This window comes from Hongsoonwoonella zoysiae, from assembly GCF_013266695.1.
GTDB classification, from domain to species: domain Bacteria; phylum Pseudomonadota; class Alphaproteobacteria; order Rhizobiales; family Stappiaceae; genus Hongsoonwoonella; species Hongsoonwoonella zoysiae.
The window spans coordinates 907972-925735 of the sequence record NZ_JABRXF010000001.1 but is presented as its reverse complement, the minus strand read 5'-3'; the positions used below and the strand labels follow the sequence as shown (position 1 = coordinate 925735).

At 55.9% G+C, this 17764-nt stretch carries 21 protein-coding genes and 1 pseudogene (1 of these 22 cut by a window edge); 9 read left to right on the top strand and 13 right to left on the bottom strand.

Going from position 1 to position 17764, the window contains the following annotated elements:
* From HPQ64_RS04330 to HPQ64_RS20550, 4 genes are all read right to left on the bottom strand, one after another.
* Nucleotides 1-1281, bottom strand: partial view of an adenylate/guanylate cyclase domain-containing protein gene (locus HPQ64_RS04330; protein WP_172887129.1) — the 5' portion only. The gene continues 273 nt to the left of window position 1, outside the view; 1281 of the gene's 1554 nt are visible here — the first part of the coding sequence; the start codon lies at nt 1279-1281; its stop codon lies beyond the left edge, outside the window.
* A 5-nt stretch (nt 1282-1286) separates the two neighbouring features.
* Nucleotides 1287-1652, bottom strand: a complete 366-nt coding sequence (locus HPQ64_RS04325) for a response regulator (protein WP_172887128.1) — start codon at nt 1650-1652, stop codon at nt 1287-1289.
* A 15-nt stretch (nt 1653-1667) separates the two neighbouring features.
* Complete coding sequence (locus HPQ64_RS04320; RefSeq protein WP_246270278.1) at nt 1668-4265, bottom strand: response regulator; 2598 nt, start codon at nt 4263-4265, stop codon at nt 1668-1670.
* 116 nt (nt 4266-4381) lie between these two features.
* Nucleotides 4382-4921, bottom strand: coding sequence for a Tll0287-like domain-containing protein (locus tag HPQ64_RS20550; protein ID WP_343035912.1), 540 nt, complete (start codon nt 4919-4921; stop codon nt 4382-4384).
* 598 nt (nt 4922-5519) lie between these two features.
* Here HPQ64_RS20550 and HPQ64_RS04310 point away from each other — a divergent pair.
* Entirely contained in the window at nt 5520-5807 is a 288-nt protein-coding gene (locus tag HPQ64_RS04310) for a hypothetical protein (RefSeq protein ID WP_172887125.1), read from the top strand.
* 435 nt (nt 5808-6242) lie between these two features.
* On the opposite strand, the gene acpS is transcribed toward HPQ64_RS04310, so the two are convergent.
* From acpS to HPQ64_RS04270, 8 genes are all read right to left on the bottom strand, one after another.
* Nucleotides 6243-6635, bottom strand: a complete 393-nt coding sequence (gene acpS / locus HPQ64_RS04305) for a holo-ACP synthase (protein WP_246270520.1) — start codon at nt 6633-6635, stop codon at nt 6243-6245.
* Nucleotides 6636-6640: 5 nt separating this feature from the next.
* Nucleotides 6641-7417: a dCTP deaminase domain-containing protein gene (locus HPQ64_RS04300; protein ID WP_172887123.1), complete on the bottom strand. Its 777-nt coding sequence runs from the start codon at nt 7415-7417 to the stop codon at nt 6641-6643.
* Nucleotides 7418-7421: 4 nt separating this feature from the next.
* Nucleotides 7422-7928 carry a hypothetical protein gene (locus HPQ64_RS04295; RefSeq protein WP_172887122.1) on the bottom strand — a complete coding sequence of 169 codons (507 nt, stop codon included), beginning with the start codon at nt 7926-7928 and terminating at the stop codon, nt 7422-7424.
* Nucleotides 7929-8024: 96 nt separating this feature from the next.
* Nucleotides 8025-9110, bottom strand: a complete 1086-nt coding sequence (locus HPQ64_RS04290) for a nucleotide kinase domain-containing protein (protein ID WP_172887121.1) — start codon at nt 9108-9110, stop codon at nt 8025-8027.
* Nucleotides 9111-9118: 8 nt separating this feature from the next.
* The gene (locus HPQ64_RS04285; RefSeq protein WP_172887120.1) at nt 9119-9943 is read right to left on the bottom strand and encodes a thymidylate synthase family protein; all 825 of its coding nucleotides are present in this window, start codon (nt 9941-9943) and stop codon (nt 9119-9121) included.
* Nucleotides 9944-10819, bottom strand: coding sequence for an ImmA/IrrE family metallo-endopeptidase (locus HPQ64_RS04280; RefSeq protein ID WP_246270275.1), 876 nt, complete (start codon nt 10817-10819; stop codon nt 9944-9946). It abuts the gene before it with no gap.
* Nucleotides 10819-11184 (bottom strand): helix-turn-helix domain-containing protein, encoded by a 366-nt coding sequence (locus tag HPQ64_RS04275; protein ID WP_172887119.1) that lies wholly within the window; start codon nt 11182-11184, stop codon nt 10819-10821. The genes HPQ64_RS04280 and HPQ64_RS04275 overlap by 1 nt, the downstream gene beginning before the upstream one ends.
* Nucleotides 11181-11483: a hypothetical protein gene (locus tag HPQ64_RS04270; protein WP_172887118.1), complete on the bottom strand. Its 303-nt coding sequence runs from the start codon at nt 11481-11483 to the stop codon at nt 11181-11183. The genes HPQ64_RS04275 and HPQ64_RS04270 overlap by 4 nt, the downstream gene beginning before the upstream one ends.
* A 278-nt stretch (nt 11484-11761) precedes the next feature.
* Here HPQ64_RS04270 and HPQ64_RS20325 point away from each other — a divergent pair.
* The 7 genes and pseudogenes from HPQ64_RS20325 to HPQ64_RS04240 form a co-directional block, all read left to right on the top strand.
* Nucleotides 11762-12028, top strand: a pseudogene (locus HPQ64_RS20325) (integrase arm-type DNA-binding domain-containing protein); the annotation flags it as partial.
* Nucleotides 12029-12058: 30 nt separating this feature from the next.
* On the top strand, nt 12059-12928 hold the full coding sequence (locus HPQ64_RS04265; RefSeq protein WP_425483809.1) for a tyrosine-type recombinase/integrase: 870 nt from the start codon (nt 12059-12061) through the stop codon (nt 12926-12928).
* A gap of 25 nt (nt 12929-12953) precedes the next feature.
* The gene (locus tag HPQ64_RS04260; RefSeq protein WP_172887116.1) at nt 12954-13409 is read left to right on the top strand and encodes a hypothetical protein; all 456 of its coding nucleotides are present in this window, start codon (nt 12954-12956) and stop codon (nt 13407-13409) included.
* Nucleotides 13410-13513: 104 nt separating this feature from the next.
* Entirely contained in the window at nt 13514-14197 is a 684-nt protein-coding gene (locus HPQ64_RS04255; protein ID WP_172887115.1) for a hypothetical protein, read from the top strand.
* 48 nt (nt 14198-14245) lie between these two features.
* Entirely contained in the window at nt 14246-14467 is a 222-nt protein-coding gene (locus tag HPQ64_RS04250; RefSeq protein WP_172887114.1) for a helix-turn-helix transcriptional regulator, read from the top strand.
* A complete protein-coding gene (locus HPQ64_RS04245) occupies nt 14460-15080 on the top strand; it encodes a DNA-primase RepB domain-containing protein (RefSeq protein WP_172887113.1) in 621 nt (206 codons plus the stop codon). The genes HPQ64_RS04250 and HPQ64_RS04245 overlap by 8 nt, the downstream gene beginning before the upstream one ends.
* Nucleotides 15077-16762, top strand: a complete 1686-nt coding sequence (locus HPQ64_RS04240; RefSeq protein WP_172887112.1) for a virulence-associated E family protein — start codon at nt 15077-15079, stop codon at nt 16760-16762. The genes HPQ64_RS04245 and HPQ64_RS04240 overlap by 4 nt, the downstream gene beginning before the upstream one ends.
* A gap of 390 nt (nt 16763-17152) precedes the next feature.
* Here HPQ64_RS04240 and HPQ64_RS04235 read toward each other — a convergent pair whose 3' ends face one another.
* On the bottom strand, nt 17153-17371 hold the full coding sequence (locus HPQ64_RS04235; RefSeq protein ID WP_172887111.1) for a helix-turn-helix domain-containing protein: 219 nt from the start codon (nt 17369-17371) through the stop codon (nt 17153-17155).
* Between the two features lie 105 nt (nt 17372-17476).
* On the opposite strand from HPQ64_RS04235, the gene HPQ64_RS04230 reads away from it, so the two are divergent.
* A complete protein-coding gene (locus tag HPQ64_RS04230; RefSeq protein ID WP_172887110.1) occupies nt 17477-17764 on the top strand; it encodes a hypothetical protein in 288 nt (95 codons plus the stop codon).

Genomic DNA, 17764 nt, shown 5'->3' with positions numbered 1-17764 from the left:
CTCCGTTTCAGCGAGGATATCCTTGGCGAAGGAGACTGCGGCTTTCGCATGATCGGAACGAGGGTCCGGCAAGCCGGCGGCCGCCATATAGGCGTCGCCGATCGTCTTGATCTTCTCAATGCCATGCTGATCCGCCAGATCGTCGAACCGGGAAAACAGGGCGCCGAGCCGGTGGACGAGATCCACTGCCGGCGTTCGCGCCGACAGCTCCGTAAAATTGACGATATCCGCAAAAAGGATCGATGCCATGTCGATACGATCCGCGATAACCGCCTCGCCGTTCGCCAGTCTTTTTACCACCTGCCCCGGAAGGATCGCATGCAGGAGGGCGTCGGCGCGTTCTTTTTCGTATTCGATTTCGGCAAGATAGCGCTTTTCCCGGCCCCGCCAACGACTGCGCTCCAGACACGCCCTTATTCGCGCCTTGAGCAGGACCGGGTCGACAGGCTTTTGTAGATAATCTTCCGCGCCGGCTTCGATGCATCGGATCACCGCATCCTCGTCCTTCAGGCCGGAGATCATCACCACGGGAATTTCGCGCCAGTTCTCATCCGATTTTATCCTGGCCAGGAGATCGATACCGTTCATATCCGGCATAAGGACATCAGCGAGGACGAGATCGAATTCTTCAACCCCCAGTTTCTGCAGGGCCTCCTTTCCCGAGGCGGCGACTTCGACGGCATGACCGTCTCGGCCAAGGCGCCTGGAGAGAAGGTCGCGATTGGATTCGGTATCATCGACCACGAGGACCCGCCCGGTTTCCAAAGCTGCCGGCGTTCGGCCCGACGTCATGGTACGCGCGAGATCGGCGGCAATTGTCACATCCGCTTTGTCTTCCGCGGAAATATCCGAAAAATGAGAAGGCCGCTCCAGCGTCGCATCGACCTGCTCGAGCAGCAGACGGCTTTCGGTGATGATCCTCGATATATCGTCCGGAAGCCTCGTCCCGAGCTCTTCGGCGAAATCTTCCAGAACCATCTCCGAATAGCCGATGATCGCGTTTACCGGCGTTCTGAGGTCATGCCTGACATTCGCATCGACCGGCGGCATGTTTTCCATGCCGTCATTGCCGGCATCGGTCAGGCGCTCGATCAAGGCATTGAGCATGCGCGCCGCTTGAAGAACCTTCTGAAGGTCGGCCAGCGCTTCGCGGGGCCCACGCTCTCGCACCTCTTCCGTTACCAGTTCCTGATAACCGAGTATCGCCTGCGCGGGTGCGGCAAGTTTCTGCGCGACTATCGCGATATACGCGCGCTGTCCGATGTCATGGGGATTCGCCACATGGTTCACCCTTCGATAAGGCGGGCAATCTTGTCCAGTAATCCGGCCAGTTCGATCGGTTTGGTATCATAGTCGTCGCACCCGGCTTCGATCGCTTTTTCGCGATCCCCCGCCATCGCATGAGCGGTCAATGCAATTATCGGAATGCCGGCCGTCGCGGGATTGCCCCTGATTCTGCGCGTCGCTTCCCAGCCGTCGATAACCGGCAGGCTCATATCCATCAAAACGATATCCGGCGCGCATTCCGCCACCGCATCGACCCCAGCCTGGCCGTCAACCGCGATCACCACTTCGAACCCCCGCCGTTCGAGGCGCCGGGAAAGCATGTCGCGGTTCATCTCATTGTCCTCGACGAGGAGAATCCTGACCATCTTCCTTCAAGCTCCTCACGCCTCTTCCGAAAGGGGGACGTGCCGTTTGAGCGCGGCGACCAGATCTGCGCGGCCTTCAGCCCCCTTCCTGACGACTTCATTCGCATGCGAGCGGAGCCATTCGAGTTCCTCACGACTCAAATCCTTTGACGTCACGATCACGACCGGCAGATTCGCCAGATCCGGGCGCATGCGGATCTGGCGCAACAGTTCGAAACCATTCATTTCCGGCATCATCAGATCGAGCAGCATGATCGTCGGACGGCTCGCCTCCAGTTGTTCCAGGCCGGTCTTGCCATTCGCGGCCTCGCGCACACGCCAGCCGTCGCGTAGCAGAACCCGCCTGAAAAGCTCTCTTGTCGCAGGGTCATCGTCAACGACAAGGACATCCCTTTTTTCGTCTCCGGCGACGGCTTTCAGCGTGTCGACGAGCTGGCGCGGATCGATCGGCTTGATGAGATGGTCGGCTGCACCGAACGCCAGGCCCATCTCCCGGTCCGGCATAACGGTTGCGAGGATCACCGGCACCTTGCAAAGCTCTTTATCGGCCTTGATTGCCTTGAGGACCGACCATCCGTCCATGCCGGGCATGATCACATCGAGGATGATGGCCGCCGGCCGGCAGCGGCGGGCTTCGGCCACTCCTTCCTCTCCGCCCTTGGCCTCGACAACCGCGAAGCCTGCGCCGCGCACCGCGTCCGATACAACCTTTCGCGCGCGCGCTTCATCGTCTATGACCAACACGATTCCATCGGACCCCGCTGCCGGAGCGCCAGGCGCCAGCGCGGACACCGGCTCGCTCTCGCTTTCGGCCTTGCAAACCGCAGGTATCGCAAAGCGGAAAGTCGCGCCCTTTCCGGGCGCGCTTTGCACTTCGATCGAGCCTCCCAGCATATTCGTGAAATGACGCGTGATCGCCAGTCCAAGGCCGGTCCCGCCGTAATTTCGCGTCGTCGACGCATCGGCCTGGACAAATGCCTGGAAAAGTTTCGCCTGTTGCTCCTCGCTCATTCCTATACCGCTGTCGGCAACCGCGAATTCCAGCCAGTCGCCGTCATCGCGTCGATAACGTTCGACCGACAGTTCGATATCGCCGTTTTCGGTAAATTTCGCCGCGTTGGAAAGCAGGTTGAAAAGGTTTTGACGCAGTTTCGTCTTGTCCGTTTCGATCTCGCCGGGTTCCACGGAAACATGGACGTTGAGCACATTTCCCTTCTTGGCCACCAAAGGGGCGACGGTGCTTTCGACGTCTTTCAAAAGCGGCACAAGGTCGAACCGCTCGATGAAGAGCTCCATCTTGCCGGCCTCGATTTTGGACAGATCGAGTATGTCGTTGATCAGCGCCAACAAATGGCGGCCGGACCCGAGAATCTTTTCAAGATCGATAACGAAGTCATCCCGTTCGATATCCTTCGCATCCTCGATCAGCATCTCGCTATAGCCGATGATGGCATTCAGCGGCGTGCGCAGCTCGTGGCTCATGGAAGCCAGAAAGCGGCTTTTTTCCTCGTTCGCGGCTTCCGCTCCACGGCGCGCTTCCTCAAGCTCCGCCTGGCGCAACTTGAGATCCGTAATATCGGTATAGACGGCCACGGTCCCGCCATCGGCCGTCTTCCTCTTGGCGATGCGCAGCCATAAGCCATTGGCGAACTCCCGCTCCACCATTCCATAAGGCGCACGGTGCCGCTGGAGCGCTTCGGCCACCCATTTTTCAACCGAAACCGCACCCTTGCCCGAAACACCCCTTTCGACCTGCGCCTGCACGATCTCCTCGAACTTCCGGCCCGGCGTAAGAAGGTCGGCGACCTCGGGAAATATTTCCACGTAGCGATGATTGACCATCACCAGCCGGTCGTCCTCGTCATAAAGCGCGAACCCGTCGGGGATCGTCTCGATTGCGGCGACGACCGTGTTGCGCTGACGCTCGGCGGCGGCCTCCAGCTCACGCCGCTTGGCCTGGCTGTCGCGCAGAAGGCGCAGCGTTCCTGCAAGGCGGCCGAATTCGTCCTCCCCGGCCGGAGGCAACTCCACATTTTCATGTCCTGCCGTCAATTGCGCCATCGCCCCGTCAATGCGGGCAAGCGGCTTCAGAATGGAACGCAGGACGAGAAGCGTGGCCGCTACTCCGGAAACGCAAATGACGCCAACGGCGATAAGGGCGCGAATGTAGTCGGCGCGCGCTTCGACCGCCGCCATGTCGCGCGCCTCATCCGCTTCACGTTCGAACCGCGTAGCCATATCCGCAAGCACAGCGACGACTTCGTCGCTATGCCGCCTGGCCGCGGCAAGAAGGGCATTGCCTATGACGCGATTGCCGGCCGTATAGGCATCGACCGCCTGCATCGCCTTGTCGCGATATGCCTGGGCGCCGCGCCTGATCGTTTCTGCGGCTTCCGGCGCGAAACTGTCAATGCGGGAAAGGTCGTCCCCGAGAGCGTCGTAAGCTTCCTCGGCCCGCCTTTCGGACAAGGTCAAAAGGCTGACGGAGAGATCTGTCAACCAGTAACGAAGATCGCCGAAATGGCGATGAGCTCTCGCGGCTTCATCGAAGCGGTGGAACCTCGCATTTGCCTCTTCCACCCGCTGTTCGGTCTGGAGGAGATCATGCGTCATGACAGCGATGCTGATGAGCAACGCACCCAAAAGGCCAACCGTCAGGGAAATGAGGCGAAGCGGGATTTTCCGATGCGACAGGGTCGCAAGCTTTTTTCTCAAAATATGAGCGGCCGTCATCTGAACAGAGTGATGCTGATGGCGCCGGCGAGATCGCCTTCGGCTCCCCCCTCCTTGGGATAGCCGGTAACATCGACTTCGCCTTTGGGCTGACCGTGACATGACAGGCAGGACGCCGAGTAATATTCGGGGATCAGCATCCGGAATGCCGGCTTGCCGTTTTTCTCAACCTCTTCGAAAAACGGTTTGCCCCGTTCCCAATCCGTTGCCAGAAACTTGCTCTCGAGCACGTTTCTTTCCCATTCGTCCGGGGTGGCCTTGCGATTGCGGACGATGTCAACGGGCGCCGTCACCTTGGTATTCGCCAGATCGCCGACTTTTTCCGCGAAACGTTCATTCACGAGCCGGGCGAAAACGGCCGGGATGAAGCCTTTGAAACCAATCCCTTCGGCGTCTATCAATTCCTGATGTTCATCGACGATTTCCCGCATGGCCTCGATTTGCGCTTCGAAGAGTTGCCTCTCGAGCGCATTCAGGTTTTCCGTGTCGATGGTTTGTCCCTTTCGCTCAGCGTATAAATCCAGCGCTTCTTCCACCACACGCTGGCCCGAAAGGTCTTTTTCGCCAATGGACTCGTCGTTTATCAGCGTTTGGTGATTTGAAATGACGCTCCGGCCGGCTCTGAGGACGGCGGCAAGCCGTTCGCCTGTCGCCAGTTCGTGGTCGGTTGCCATGACGGGAATCGCAAGCGAAGCATACGTAATCGCAGTCAGCATGCCGCTGCTAAACAGGCTGCGTCGCATTACAAACTCCGCGATTTATTGATATCTAAAGCTACCTTAGCAAATTTACGTAAGGGCTAATAGGTACTTTGTTGGCGAAGATCCCGCTGCGTACCATCCACGGTTCAATCCATCGGGCTCGGATTCTTGGGAGCACCGGGAATTCGGTCTTGCCGTTTGCTGGAACAAGGGGTGCTTGAATCGAGCACCCCAAAACATGGAAGACGTTATTGCGGTCGACACCGAATCTCGTGAAAGGGCTTCCACGTCCTGGAAGCTGGCATTTTGCCAGTACCGGCTGCAACCTGTAATAATGGTTGAGAGATCGGAAAGACTCTAATCTTCGGTGAACCTGTTCGATTCAGCTTTTCTCATGCCGGGCTGATTTTGGACTGACGCGAGGAATTGGATCATGATCACGATCGAGACCTTGAAGCGGATGTCACCCGAACAACGCGCCCAACTCTACAAAAATGCGAGAAAGCGTTTGGACAAAGGAGGGCAGGAGATCATCTGGTCAGCCGATGGAAAGCAGACGATGGTTGAAGCAACCGATGCGGGTTTACCTGCTTTGTCTGGAGTGGAGCCAATCATTGTCAAGGAATTGGGGGGCTCGGTATCACGCGCAAGATTTGGGCACCGCCAGCGCTGGTTCGATCGTTGCAGAGGTTATGCGATATTTGGGCTACGAGATCGCTAGCCAAAAGAAAATGCCGGAAGGTTCGGTAGCCAAAACAGCGGCAGTTTGGAAACGCAGGAGCCGATGGGCGATCAGGAGCGCTACGATTCTGAGAAGTGGTGCCGCATGCCGGACTCGAACCAGCGACCCCATCATTACGAATTGTTTTTCGTAACGATTTCAGATGATTAGATGTGATGTCATCGATTTGGATGCGCTCGCACAAGCCGTTGGGCTGACTCCGCTTTTCCAGAGTAAACGGTAGCACATCGTGTCACCGCGTTGCCACCCCTTTCACCCCGCGACCCTACTGGAACCCTACCAATCCTGAATTGCCCTACTAATTGGCAACCTGCTTCGCTGCCCAACGGACCTCCCCCTATCAACGGCACTAACAGTTTGGGGCGGGGAGCGGAGCCTGTGGATGTCGGGATGTCGTGGTTTCTCGAACGATGCTCAGGCATCAGGAATGTTATTTTCAGCGGTTGCAATTACGCTTGCGATTGCTGTGTCCTCGGAATGGCTGATGCTCAGTTGCCAATTTGTAATACCAATTTGCTGCGCCATAGTCGCAGCGCCACCGCAAAGTGTCACGATTGGCGGCTTGCCATTTTCGCGAGTGATTTGGATGTCTTTGAAAGAGATGCCATTACCAAACCCGACACCAAGTGCTTTCAAGGTCGCTTCTTTTGCGGCAAATCGTCCAGCAATGTGCTGAACTCGGCTAGTACCTTCAGGGAATTGAGCAATCTCGGATTGCGCAAAGGTACGGGAAATGAAAGCCGTTTCGAGACCTTCCATCAATCGCCGGAAATCAGGAAGTGACACGATATCAATTCCGTGGCCCATCAATTTCAATTGGTGCCCTCTTCTTCGACATCCCCACTCGAAGCAGAGTTCTCGAGGGTTGTCTTGTTGTCAAACCAAGCTTTTAGGAAACTGCCACCCGATAACAAAGACGGCCAGGCCAACGTAAGTATTGCCACCAATATCGTGCCGACCACGCCTAGTGAAACTGCGCGCCAAATGAAAGTAAGGTTGTCTATAGTCGGCTTCTGTTCGGAGAACTTTTGCTCTACAGAGGTTTCCAGCAGGCGCATTTTGTCGGCAAGTGCCTGTAAGGAATAGATTTCTTTACTCATCCCCCTGATCAGGTTGCCATCGATGTCCCCTTTGCCGCTGCCCTTAAATATGTGTTCGGGACCTGATTTCTGGTCGAGTTCAGCGAACCATAATTTGAAGATAGCCTCACCCTCGCATATCTGAATTGGAGACGGGCTTGCATTGAAGGAAGCGAAAATCAGTTTGCCTTTGTAGCCCGGATCAACATGAAATCCCGAGACGTTGATGAGGCCTTGAAATTTTACCCCCGTGCGCATTGAGATGAAGGCCATCACGTTGGGCGGAATGTCCAATTCCTCACGCGTCATGAGATAGGCAAACTGGCCCGGCGGAATGCTGAATGGCTCGCCCTGCTGAAGGAAAACCTTAGTTTGTTTCTCGCCATTTCCCGTGATGAAATAGCATTGACCCATTCTTAAATTGTATGCGTTCGCATCGACCTGATTTGGCTCAAAGCCAACTATTACAGACTGATTTTGAAGAAGTTTCTCTCCGGACCAAAAGCTCATTTTTTTAGTCCGAGATATAGAATTGGCGTTCCGCCAACTCCGCACGTCGCGCCTTAAGTGCCGGATAAAGGTCAAGGCTATTGGACGCTGTGGCCGAGATTACCCAATTCAAGATATCCTGATTTGAATGACGCGCCAACTCCACGAATTCTTCCATATGATCGATTTTCTCACAGGCGTCTGCAAATCTACCTGCAGCATCGGCTAATGGTTTGACATTGTCGTTTTTCAGATTTTTGTGAATCTGATTGTCATTCGGAAAATCCAATTTTTGATGAAGAGTATTGGCTGCGCTTAAACAAACTAACGCCGTATCAACAATCGTTCGCTCAACTGAAATGGGGTCAACCGCTCCGCGAGCCAATCGTCCAACATACTTGGCGAAGTGAAGGCCATAATGCTTAAGGCGATCCGTTTTGTGCAAACAGGCGATATCAGAATGATTTCGCTGGTCGTGACGAAACTGATCGCGCTGCCACGACAAAAGAGTGCCGGTCTTTTCTTCTTCCATGTGAACTGGCTCCGTAGATTGATCTGCCGAAAGCAGGCCAGACGTCCGAATCAATTTATTAGTGTGAGAGTCTATCATTATATTTTGTCCATTTCGCTAACGGCTGCCCATTGAGGGTCGACAAGAGGTTGAGGGCTGACCGGTGTGGTCTTTTTGCGTAGTCGAAGTCGGTTGGTAAATGTGGGCATTGACCCCCCACTTTGGCGGAAAGAAATATTTGACGTGTTCGCTCTTTGGAACGAACTTTTGCTTTATGCGGGTCCTGCCAGAAATCCCGACGATATCGGGGTGGGCAATGCGCGCATACTTATCGACCTCACAGAACAAATTCTGGCAATCAATTAGTTGCAGACGCCGCCCCCACAATGATTGAAATTTCAAGCCCAACCGCTCAAATTCCTCTTCCTGTCGATCCACCATTAGGCGGATAATTTCCGGTTCGGAAAGACCTCCGGAGTCCAGAAAACATTTGCGGATGCCATCTCGCGCTCCTGGTCCCGGGATAACGAAATCCATCTCGTTAAACTCAGTTAGATTGCTATAATTCAGATCAGTTATGAACTGATAAGCCAGAAAATCCCCGATGGTCGGATAGGACCTCAAGCATTCAAAGCCAGCTTGCATAGACGGCATCTGCGCCAGCCGGTCAGGAACATGGTCATCAATCATCATTTTCAGAAGCAATAAGTGGTTTTGATGCTTGGCAACCTGTCCGAAAGACTTGCCACCCGGCGGCATTATGTAAGCTGCAGAGTAAATCCTCTCTCCTTTGTCCTTTGCTTCTGTGAGTATCTTATCGTAATGTTCAAATGAGAAATCCTCATATGTAACTGTTCCTAACTTCTCCTCGAATAATTCCCATGTTTCAATTTTGTTGAAAATCTTAAATAATATAGTGCGAAAAAACGTCTCCGTAGATGATGTTGGAAGACCGTCTCTGTAGATTACGTTACGGATCAAATATTGGCTTGTGCGATCAGCCGCTCTGTAGGCGTTAGTAAATTTGTGAGTTTGCATTATTTCATCATTAGACCAAGGGGCGTTTGTCTTGGTCATTCTACTAAAGAAGATCTTTTGTCTCTCTGCTGCGAATCTCCAATATGTGTCGTAGACAGCGGACACTCTAGCAGGCGAAAGCCTGCTGAACACATATGGTGTGGGGTTAACTTGGTTCACTTGCATTCAACTCGTTAGGCAGCTTGGTTGCGGATGTTCTGGCCCGTTTCAATGAGTGAACGCGAGCTTTTGATAACTGCTTCAAGAGCGGGGTCGGATTTTGTGATGCGTTCGAACTTTGCTACTCCAACCATTACGTTTACGCGTGCAAGCGGCATGCCCATCTCGGACGCCATGAATTTGCCGAGTTGAACTAATCCCAAATAATTCCCGTAGGCCTTATCGAAAATCTGCTGGGTTGCATAAAATGCATTCATTACCAACCCGGCTTTCGTCGGCTCAAAACTGACATGCTGCAAGCAAGGAAAGCCTATAAGCGCTGTAGACGTATGATCAGATTCAGCATCAAACACGGTAGCCTGAAACATGGATCGCCTAACGCCTTTGCGACGTTGAAACTGTGAAAGAATCCACTCAAGCTGATTTCCGCTACACGGGCCTCGCCCGTACATCATCATGCGTTGAAAATAGAGACCTCTGCCATTCGATTTGCGATCGCGAGCCTGGATGCGACCGAAGGTATTCTTATATAGATTGAATAGCTTTGTGCGGTCGCCGGAAGCTATTTTCCAATACCGTTCAGGGAAAATAGTGAAGGCGACGTTTTCGATACTTGTCTTATTCTTTTTCCTAAGAAGAGTATCCAGCGCGTCTCTTAACTCCGCATCTTCTTCAATAATTTCCTGTTGGTCGAGGTCACCAATCGATAATACCAGTGGCGCGATCTCTGTTCCTGGGTGATCAAGGATGTGGATGAATATTCGCGCCCATGCCTCGGAAAGATTTTTTGAGTCGATCACAAGGGGCGCAATTGCGGCACCTGAATTCGCTTTAGTCATTTATATGTCCTCCAGATGCCGATACCGTGCTAGCCCTACATACTCAGCTCGCGCCACGCGAACAAATGCGGCCCATCGCGATGTTCTAATTTGTGCAACTCCCGGCTTGGTCGCTTCAAACAAAGAGGCATTTTTAAGCTGCCTCACTGGCCGAAGCTTATCGGCGTCAACGACAGCCTCCCGCGGAAGCAGAACCAAGTTTCCCACTTCGACATCAATTCTTGGGTTTAACCGGTTTGACCCAGCCACAATTAGAGATGCGTTGGTGTCTTCCCCCAAAAGGGAATGTCTAATCGTTTTGGGGGACCAGCGCTTAAGTTCGGCAGCGCGTGAATGTGTAATCATTCGTAGGCCGACGGAAAGGTGAGTGACCAGTGTTGTGTATCCGACCCCAAAGTCACACGCGATGACATAAAGCTGCTCAGGGGTCGCTGTCTCACAACTAAGATTTCGGGAGTTAAATGCGCCGCGAAGCCCAATAATCGGCATCAAAAGATGTGCTGCAAAAGAATCTGCCGTGAATTCCTTGGGATCATCCCAAGCCGGTGTGCGAGCGTTTTCTTGAAGTTCGTCGATGGAGCTGCCATCTCCAAACTCATGGTGCCCCAGTTCATGAGCGCAATTAAATACACGCCGTACCAATGGGCGCTTTGGGGACAGATAAATTCTAGGGCGAGCGCCTTTCTGGTACATGCCCTCCATGTTGTTGTCGATAAATTGAACGGTTACATTAAGCTTTTCACATACATCGTAGATGCAGATCGGAAGATGTTGTGTGGCATTCGCCCGCTGTCTCACCGAAGCCGCCATTTGGATGGCGCGACTTGAGGTCTTTTGCCGATCAAAGGCTTCCAATTTCATTGCACGCACCACCATTAGGTATTCCCTTCGCCGCTATCTTTGTCGGAGCGCATGGCAGCGATTACGTGCAAAAGCCGATTCAAATCATCCGGGTTAAGCTTCGAAAGTTCGCGCGCAGCAAGCTCCAAACGAGGATCGTCGGGGCTAATGGAGCCTGACGCCTTTCCCACGACCCAGTCCAGACTCACATCGTAGATGTCGCAAAGGCGGTGAAGTTCTTCCGCGGAAACTCTGCGGTTTCCTGACTCAATCTCAGAAACGGACGGTCTGTGCAGACCAAGCATATTCGCGACCTGACCTTGGGAGAGGCCAGCCAGCTTGCGGGCCTCTTTCAGTCGTACGCCAATTGAATTGCTTCGCTTCTGTATTGAATCGTTCATGCTGCAGCACTCTTAGCCTTTTTTAATTCGATTATTTTTGCGACAAACTCGCAGATTTCTTCCAGGCTCATAGGTTTGTTCGATTCCTTTCCAATGAAGATGTTTTCATCGTCGGGAATCTCAGTTTCTATTTTTGATGCCAACATCGTGGTAGCGACCAACCACACCTTGCTATCAAAGCTAGGAATGTCATTGGCAGGCACAATCGAGTTTTCCAAAATTGGGCAATTCAAACCGCTGTTGGTTTGTATTTCCGTAATAACTTCGGAGAGTGCATCCTTGATTTCTGCAGGACTCACGACAAGCTCCTTTCTTACATCTGGTAAGAATATCTTACATTTTAGATTCGATGTCAACTGGCTAGATGAGATGGCAAATCAACTATGGTCTTGCAGGGGGCTAAACTGAAACTGCCGTTGCTCATGTGCGTCCCATCGCGCGTGCGCGCGTGTCGGATGGCGTTGGACAGGGTTTCTTTGTCTATACTGGCAACTCTTTTTATGTCATAAGTATCTGATATAACTAGTAATTTCACATTAATTGCGCTACTTGGAGTTGAGGCCAACAGGAGGTCTCAATGCCTAGCTTACGTCTTACACGCCGTACTATCGACGACATTCCCCACCCGGACAGCGGTCAGGTCTTTTATCGCGACACGCTGCTTTCCGGCTTCGGCCTTCGGGTCGGCAGCCGGTCCAAGGTCTATTTCGCGGAGGGTCAGGTGCAGCGGCAAACGTGCCGCGTCACCATCGGCCGGGCCGATGTGTTCGCGCCGGAAGTCGCCCGCAAGAAGGCGCTCGCGCTCTTGGGCGAGATGGCCGAGGGACGAAATCCCAATGCCGAAAAGAAGCAACAGGTCGAGGCCAAGGTTACGCTGGCCGACGCGTTCGACAGCTTCTTTGCCGCGCGTCCTCATCTGTCGCCGTATACGGTCAACAACTACACCCGCACCGCGAAGCTGTACCTCAAGGCGTGGCGCAAGAAGCCGATCAATTCCATCACCCGGCAGATGGTGCTCAAGCGCCATCAGGAGCTTTCGGCGGAAGTTGGCAAGACCACCGCCAACAATGTCATGCGCCATCTGCGGTCGGTCTACAATTTCGCCGCCGCGACCCATGATGAGTTCCCACCGAACCCGGTGCAGATTTTGACACAGGCGCGGGCATGGCACCGCGAACAGCGGCGGCAGACGGTGGTGACCGCCCAAGACCTTCCCATGTGGTGGAAGGCGGTGATGGTCGAGCCGGACTATGCCCGCGATTTCCTGCTCACGGCACTGTTCACCGGCATGCGCCGGGGCGAACTGATGGCGCTACGCTGGGACAACGTGGACCTGAACGCGCGGACGCTGCACCTGCCCAAGACGAAGAACGGCGATCCGCTGAACCTGCCCCTGTCGGGCTTCCTCACCGACCTGCTGACAGAGCGAAAGAAGCAGGCGGGCGGGTCGCCATTCGTGTTTCCGGGCCCCGGCAAGCAGGGGCACCTGATGGAAACCAAGAAATTCCTGCTCCGCGTCAGCGCCGGTTCGGGCGTCAGCTTTACGCTGCACGATCTGCGGCGCACGTTCATCACCATCGCTGAAAGCCTTGACGTTCCCTATTACGCGCTCAAGCGCCTGCTGAACCATCGCGCCAACGGCGACGTCACGGGCGGCTATATCGTCGTGAATGCGGAGCGCTTGCGCGGGCCGGTGGAGCAGGTTGCGGCGCGCATTCTGGAGTTGGTCGATGCCGAGGGCTGACCGTTTCCGCCCGTGCGGCGACACGATGTTCGAACGCCTCCTTCTGGCGATCATCGAGGCGCACACCACGCCGGAGACCAACGGGCAACAACGGCTGCGGATGGAGGCTGCCTTAGCTGCTCTCTTGGGCCCTGTCACGCCAACGGAGCGGGAGTTGGATAGGGCGCTCCAGTTTATGGCGAGCGAGCGCCGGCAGGATGCCTGCTATGCCGAGATAGCCGCTTTGGTGTCGCCTTGCGCGACGACCGCGAAGCCGATGCGATCCATCCCCCAACTGGCCGAAGCGGCGGCACGAGAGGTCATGGGCTGTATCGCGCCCAAGGAAATTCAGGCCATCGCTCGCCGCCTTTGCGACCTCTACCGGACGCGTGGCAATGCCCATGCGATGGCGAGCGATCCAATCGAGGAGGCGCTTAAAACCGAGGCGGTCGAGCGCCTGTGCGCCGAACTCGCGGAATGGGGTGTCCCGACGTGGCTTTAGGGCGGATCGGTGGCTTGGCCGAACGGCCATCCGGGTGCAGATTGCAGTGAAGACGCAGAAGGCAACCGACCATGTCGCACTCCGATGAAAATCCGCCAATCCAGATGCTAAACTTCGATCAGGAAGACGGAATCGCCCACCTTCACGATAAGAACTGGTTTCCTTCGCTGGGCGACGTCAACGACCGCATTGTGGAAAACTACGGCTTCGAGGATCGCGACCGGCATTTCCGGTATCTGGCCGAAGCCGCCTTCATCATCCAGGGCTACTCCGGCATTCGGATCGACGGCCGGTTTGTGACGGTCCCTTCCGACCTGACGCCGTACAAGGAAGCGGCGGCGAAGTTCCAGAAGGCCATACAGAAGGTCGATGAATTGTCGGCAGCGATCTTCGACATTCGCTCAGACGCCACCGCCGACACGTTGCTGGCCCACTTCGACCCCAAGCGAGAAACGTCGGCGCTCATGAAAATGCTCGGGCAAGCGATGCACATTCTGGTGCAAATCGAGCAGTTGGAAGGTCGGGTCGGCAACCGTCCTATCCCAGACTGGCTGGAAGCGTTCTGCGTTCACAGCCAGCGTTTCTGGCACTCCGAGAAGGGCGGCGGCACGCGGATCATTTTCGAGGCGGAGCGGCAGACCAGAATCACTCCCTGGGTGGAGGACGTCTATGTCAGCCTCACTAAGCGATTGAACGTCGACGTCCCCTTGTCGCGGCTGAAGGGCGTTGCGCGCAATGTGCCAGCTTATCGGCCTGAAACAGAACCGAATAACGGCGATGCCGGCTGACCTGCCTGAATCGGCACCCTCCAAGGGCATCAACCCAAGGAGGCAGATATGCAACCAAACTCCCGGAAATACCTCACCACCAAGCAACTGCCGGACGTCACCGGGCTGAGCGCGAGCTTCTTTGAGAAGGGCCGCATCTACGGATACGGCCCGCAATTCATCCGCATCGCGTCCGGCAATCGGGCCGGGAAAATCCTCTACCGGCTCGAAGATGTCGAACGCTGGCTGGCCTCGCAGGAGCAGAATCCGAAGGGTGCAGGCAATGAGTGAGGTGCTTAAGCCCAAGACGGACGAGGCATGGGCATTCTCGCAGTTCATCGCTCCGGATGGGCCATACTATCTGGAGCGCATGAACAGCGAGGGACCGCCAAGCCCCGTCGCCAAAACCTATCCCGCGAGTGACCCCGCATCGTTCAAGAAATTCGTCGAGGCGAACAACGGGCAGGAGTTGAGGCGAAACCTCTACTTCCTGCCCAATGCCAAGTTTCTTTCCGGCAAGCGCCGGAAAGACAACCTCTCGCATGCGCAGTTCCTGCATGCCGATCTGGATTGCAAGGACTATCCCGGGACGCTCGACGAGCAGCAAAGCCGGATCATCGGCTTGTTGCTTGAACGCAAAGAGCGTCCCAAGGGCGTGCCCGAGCCGACGGCCGTCTGGTTCACCGGTGGTGGCTACCAAGCTATCTGGAAACTCGATCAGCCGGTCGAAGTCGTTGTCGCAGAAGACCTCAACAAGCGGCTTCTGATCGCTCTCCTAGGCGGCCCCGGCACGCATAACGCCGATCGTCTTCTGCGCCTGCCTGGAACCGTTAACTGGCTAAATGCACAGAAGCGCGAAGCCGGTCGCGAACCCGCACTCTCGTTCTGGATGACAAAGCCATGACCTACATTGCGACGGCAAAGATTTACCGCATAGAAGATTTTCAACTTCCCGTACTGAAGGAGAAGGCGGCTCCACCGGCCAAGGCCGGGTCGACGACGGTGGAACCCACCGAGATCACGCCGCTTCCGCTGCCGGACGACCTTTGGGAGATCATCCCATCCGACTTGAAATGGGTGCAGGTGATCGTCACTGGCGACGATCCGCCAGGGAAGGTCTATCCATCCCGGTCAGAACGCATGATTGCTAGCCTCTCCTGGATGCTTGCGAACGGAGTGCAACCCGGTCACGCGCTCTCGATTCTGCTCGATCCTGCCTATGCCATCGGCGCGCATGTGCGCGAAAAGCCGAACGCCTTGCGTTATGGCCAACGCCAGATTGCACGGGCGCTCATGATGATCGAGGCGCGGCGCGAGGACTGGCCAGAGGTGAACGACAAGTTCCAGCCCGTGAAGGATCACCCTGCCAACATTCGCTATGCGCTGGCCCGTCTCGGCATCGAAGTGCGGCGCAACGCGTTCTCGTTCATGAACGATGTCGAAGGATTCGGATTAGAGGGTCGCGACTTGAACGATATCGCCGACGTTCTCGGCAGTCGGTTTCAGTTGGACCTGCAATTCAAGGCATCGGTAGCGGCGATAAAGAGCGAGATCGTCGCCATCGCCCATGAGCAAGCCTACCACCCCATCATCGACTATCTCGACGGTCTTGTATGGGATGGCACGCCGCGCCTCGATAACATGCTCCGCGACTATGTAGGGGCCGAAGACACCGAACTGAATCGGGAGTTCGGCGCTAAGTTCCTGATCGCAGGGGTGCGGCGGGTCAGGCAGCCGGGCGTGAAGTTCGACACCATGCTCGTCTTCGAGGGCAACCAAGGAACGGGCAAGTCGAGTTTCGCGGAAATCCTTGCCATCCGCGACGAGTGGTTCTGCGGGAGCTTGAGCCTCCGCAGCGACGACAAGACCAAGGCGGAGCAGTTGGCCGGGTCCTGGGTCGTCGAGGTGCAAGAGATGGACGGCATTCGCAAGGCCTCCACACACGAGTTGAAGCGGTTCCTCTCGACCCGCCGCGACAAGTATCGCCGGGCCTATGGCCGGGATGCCAAAACCTACCCGCGCCAGTGCGTCATCATCGGCAGCACCAACGACCAGAAGTACCTTTTCGACCAGACGGGAAACCGGCGATTCTGGCCTGTCAGTGCTGGAAGAGTGCAACTGGACAAGCTGCGCGAGAACGTCGACCAGCTCTGGGCGGAAGCCGCCGCGCGCGAGGCGGCGGGCGAGTCCATCGTCTTGTCCGAACCCCTCTGGGAGGCGGCAAGCGAATTGACCGATCTGCGGCTGATCGAAGACGCGTTCGCGACCGTGCTGAGTGACTGGTTCGCAGGCAAAACCGGCCGGGTCTCGATGGACAGCGTCAAGCTCCTCCTCGGCTTCGAAGGCGGTCGCATGTCGCCCATTGAAGTGCAGCGGATCAAGGCCGAGATGGACCGCTTGGGCTGGGAGGAGAAAACCAACCGCCTCCACGATCTATCGCAGCGGGAGAAGACCCAACGGCGAGGCTTCGCCAAAGGCACCCAAGAGGAGCGCAAGACCGAATGGCTGGCGAGGCGGGTCGAGAACGGTGTCGTGACTCTGTTCCGCATAGGCGATTCCGCCTCGGAAGAGGATTCGCCGTTTTGAACCCGCCTTGCCCCGACCGGGGTGTAACCCGTAACGCCAACACAAGCCCGGCGACCTTTTTGCGGCACGCCATAGGGCCGGGGGAGTGCGCTACTCCCCCTGTCATCCTCAGACCTTTCGGACCTTAAGTTACGGTTACAAGTTACAAGGGCGATAGGCGATGCCGCTCGCTGCGTTTTGGGTTGGCATACCGGATGGTGCCGGGCAACGCGCAGAGCAGCCTCAGACGTCCGAGGAGCGCGGTTTGGTATAACTTGCTGGCTAACCCGCCGTAGCGCGCCTGTGGGGCGCTCTGAGGCCCCGCGCGAAGGGGTTATGTGCGGCGGCTTTGGTTTTGCTGCACGTGAGGGTCATAGTTGGGCGTTTTCCGGCCCGCGCAAGTCATCGGGACTAGCCGGTTAAGAGGTCCGACGTTGTCGTTTCGAGCGCCTCAGCGAATTTCGCAACCACGGTGATCGTGGGGTTCCTGACCTGCCTCTCGATCCCGGAGACATAGGTGCGGTCGATCTCCGCCCGCGCGGCAAGGTCTTCCTGCGACAAGTTCAACCGTTTTCGGGCTGCCTTGATGTTCCTGGCAAGTATCGCGCGCACGTCTTCCATGCGCGCCATTGGCACGCGTTGCAGACGATAAGCCCACGGACAATGAGTCTCATTTTGCTTTCGATTCAGAAATGTTGACTATAGGCTACACCGAACTTCAATAGGGGCGGTACGATGTGGGACATATTCCTGCAGTTCTTTTCTTGGTCGATGCTGGCCTTTTTCAGCGTTCAGGCGCTCGTCTTCATCGCCCTCGCATTGCGGCTGGTATGGACCGAAGCCATCAGGCCGAGGCTGATCCCCGCCGATGATATCGCCCGCGTTGCTGACGATATCATCGCCACCTATCCCGATCCGGAGCTTGAGGCTTTCGCCCGCCATGAGCGCGCGTGGTATCGCTGCGACGGCGCGGAGCAGACCTATTGGTATCGGGTGCGAAAGGCCATCAGACGACGCCTGTGA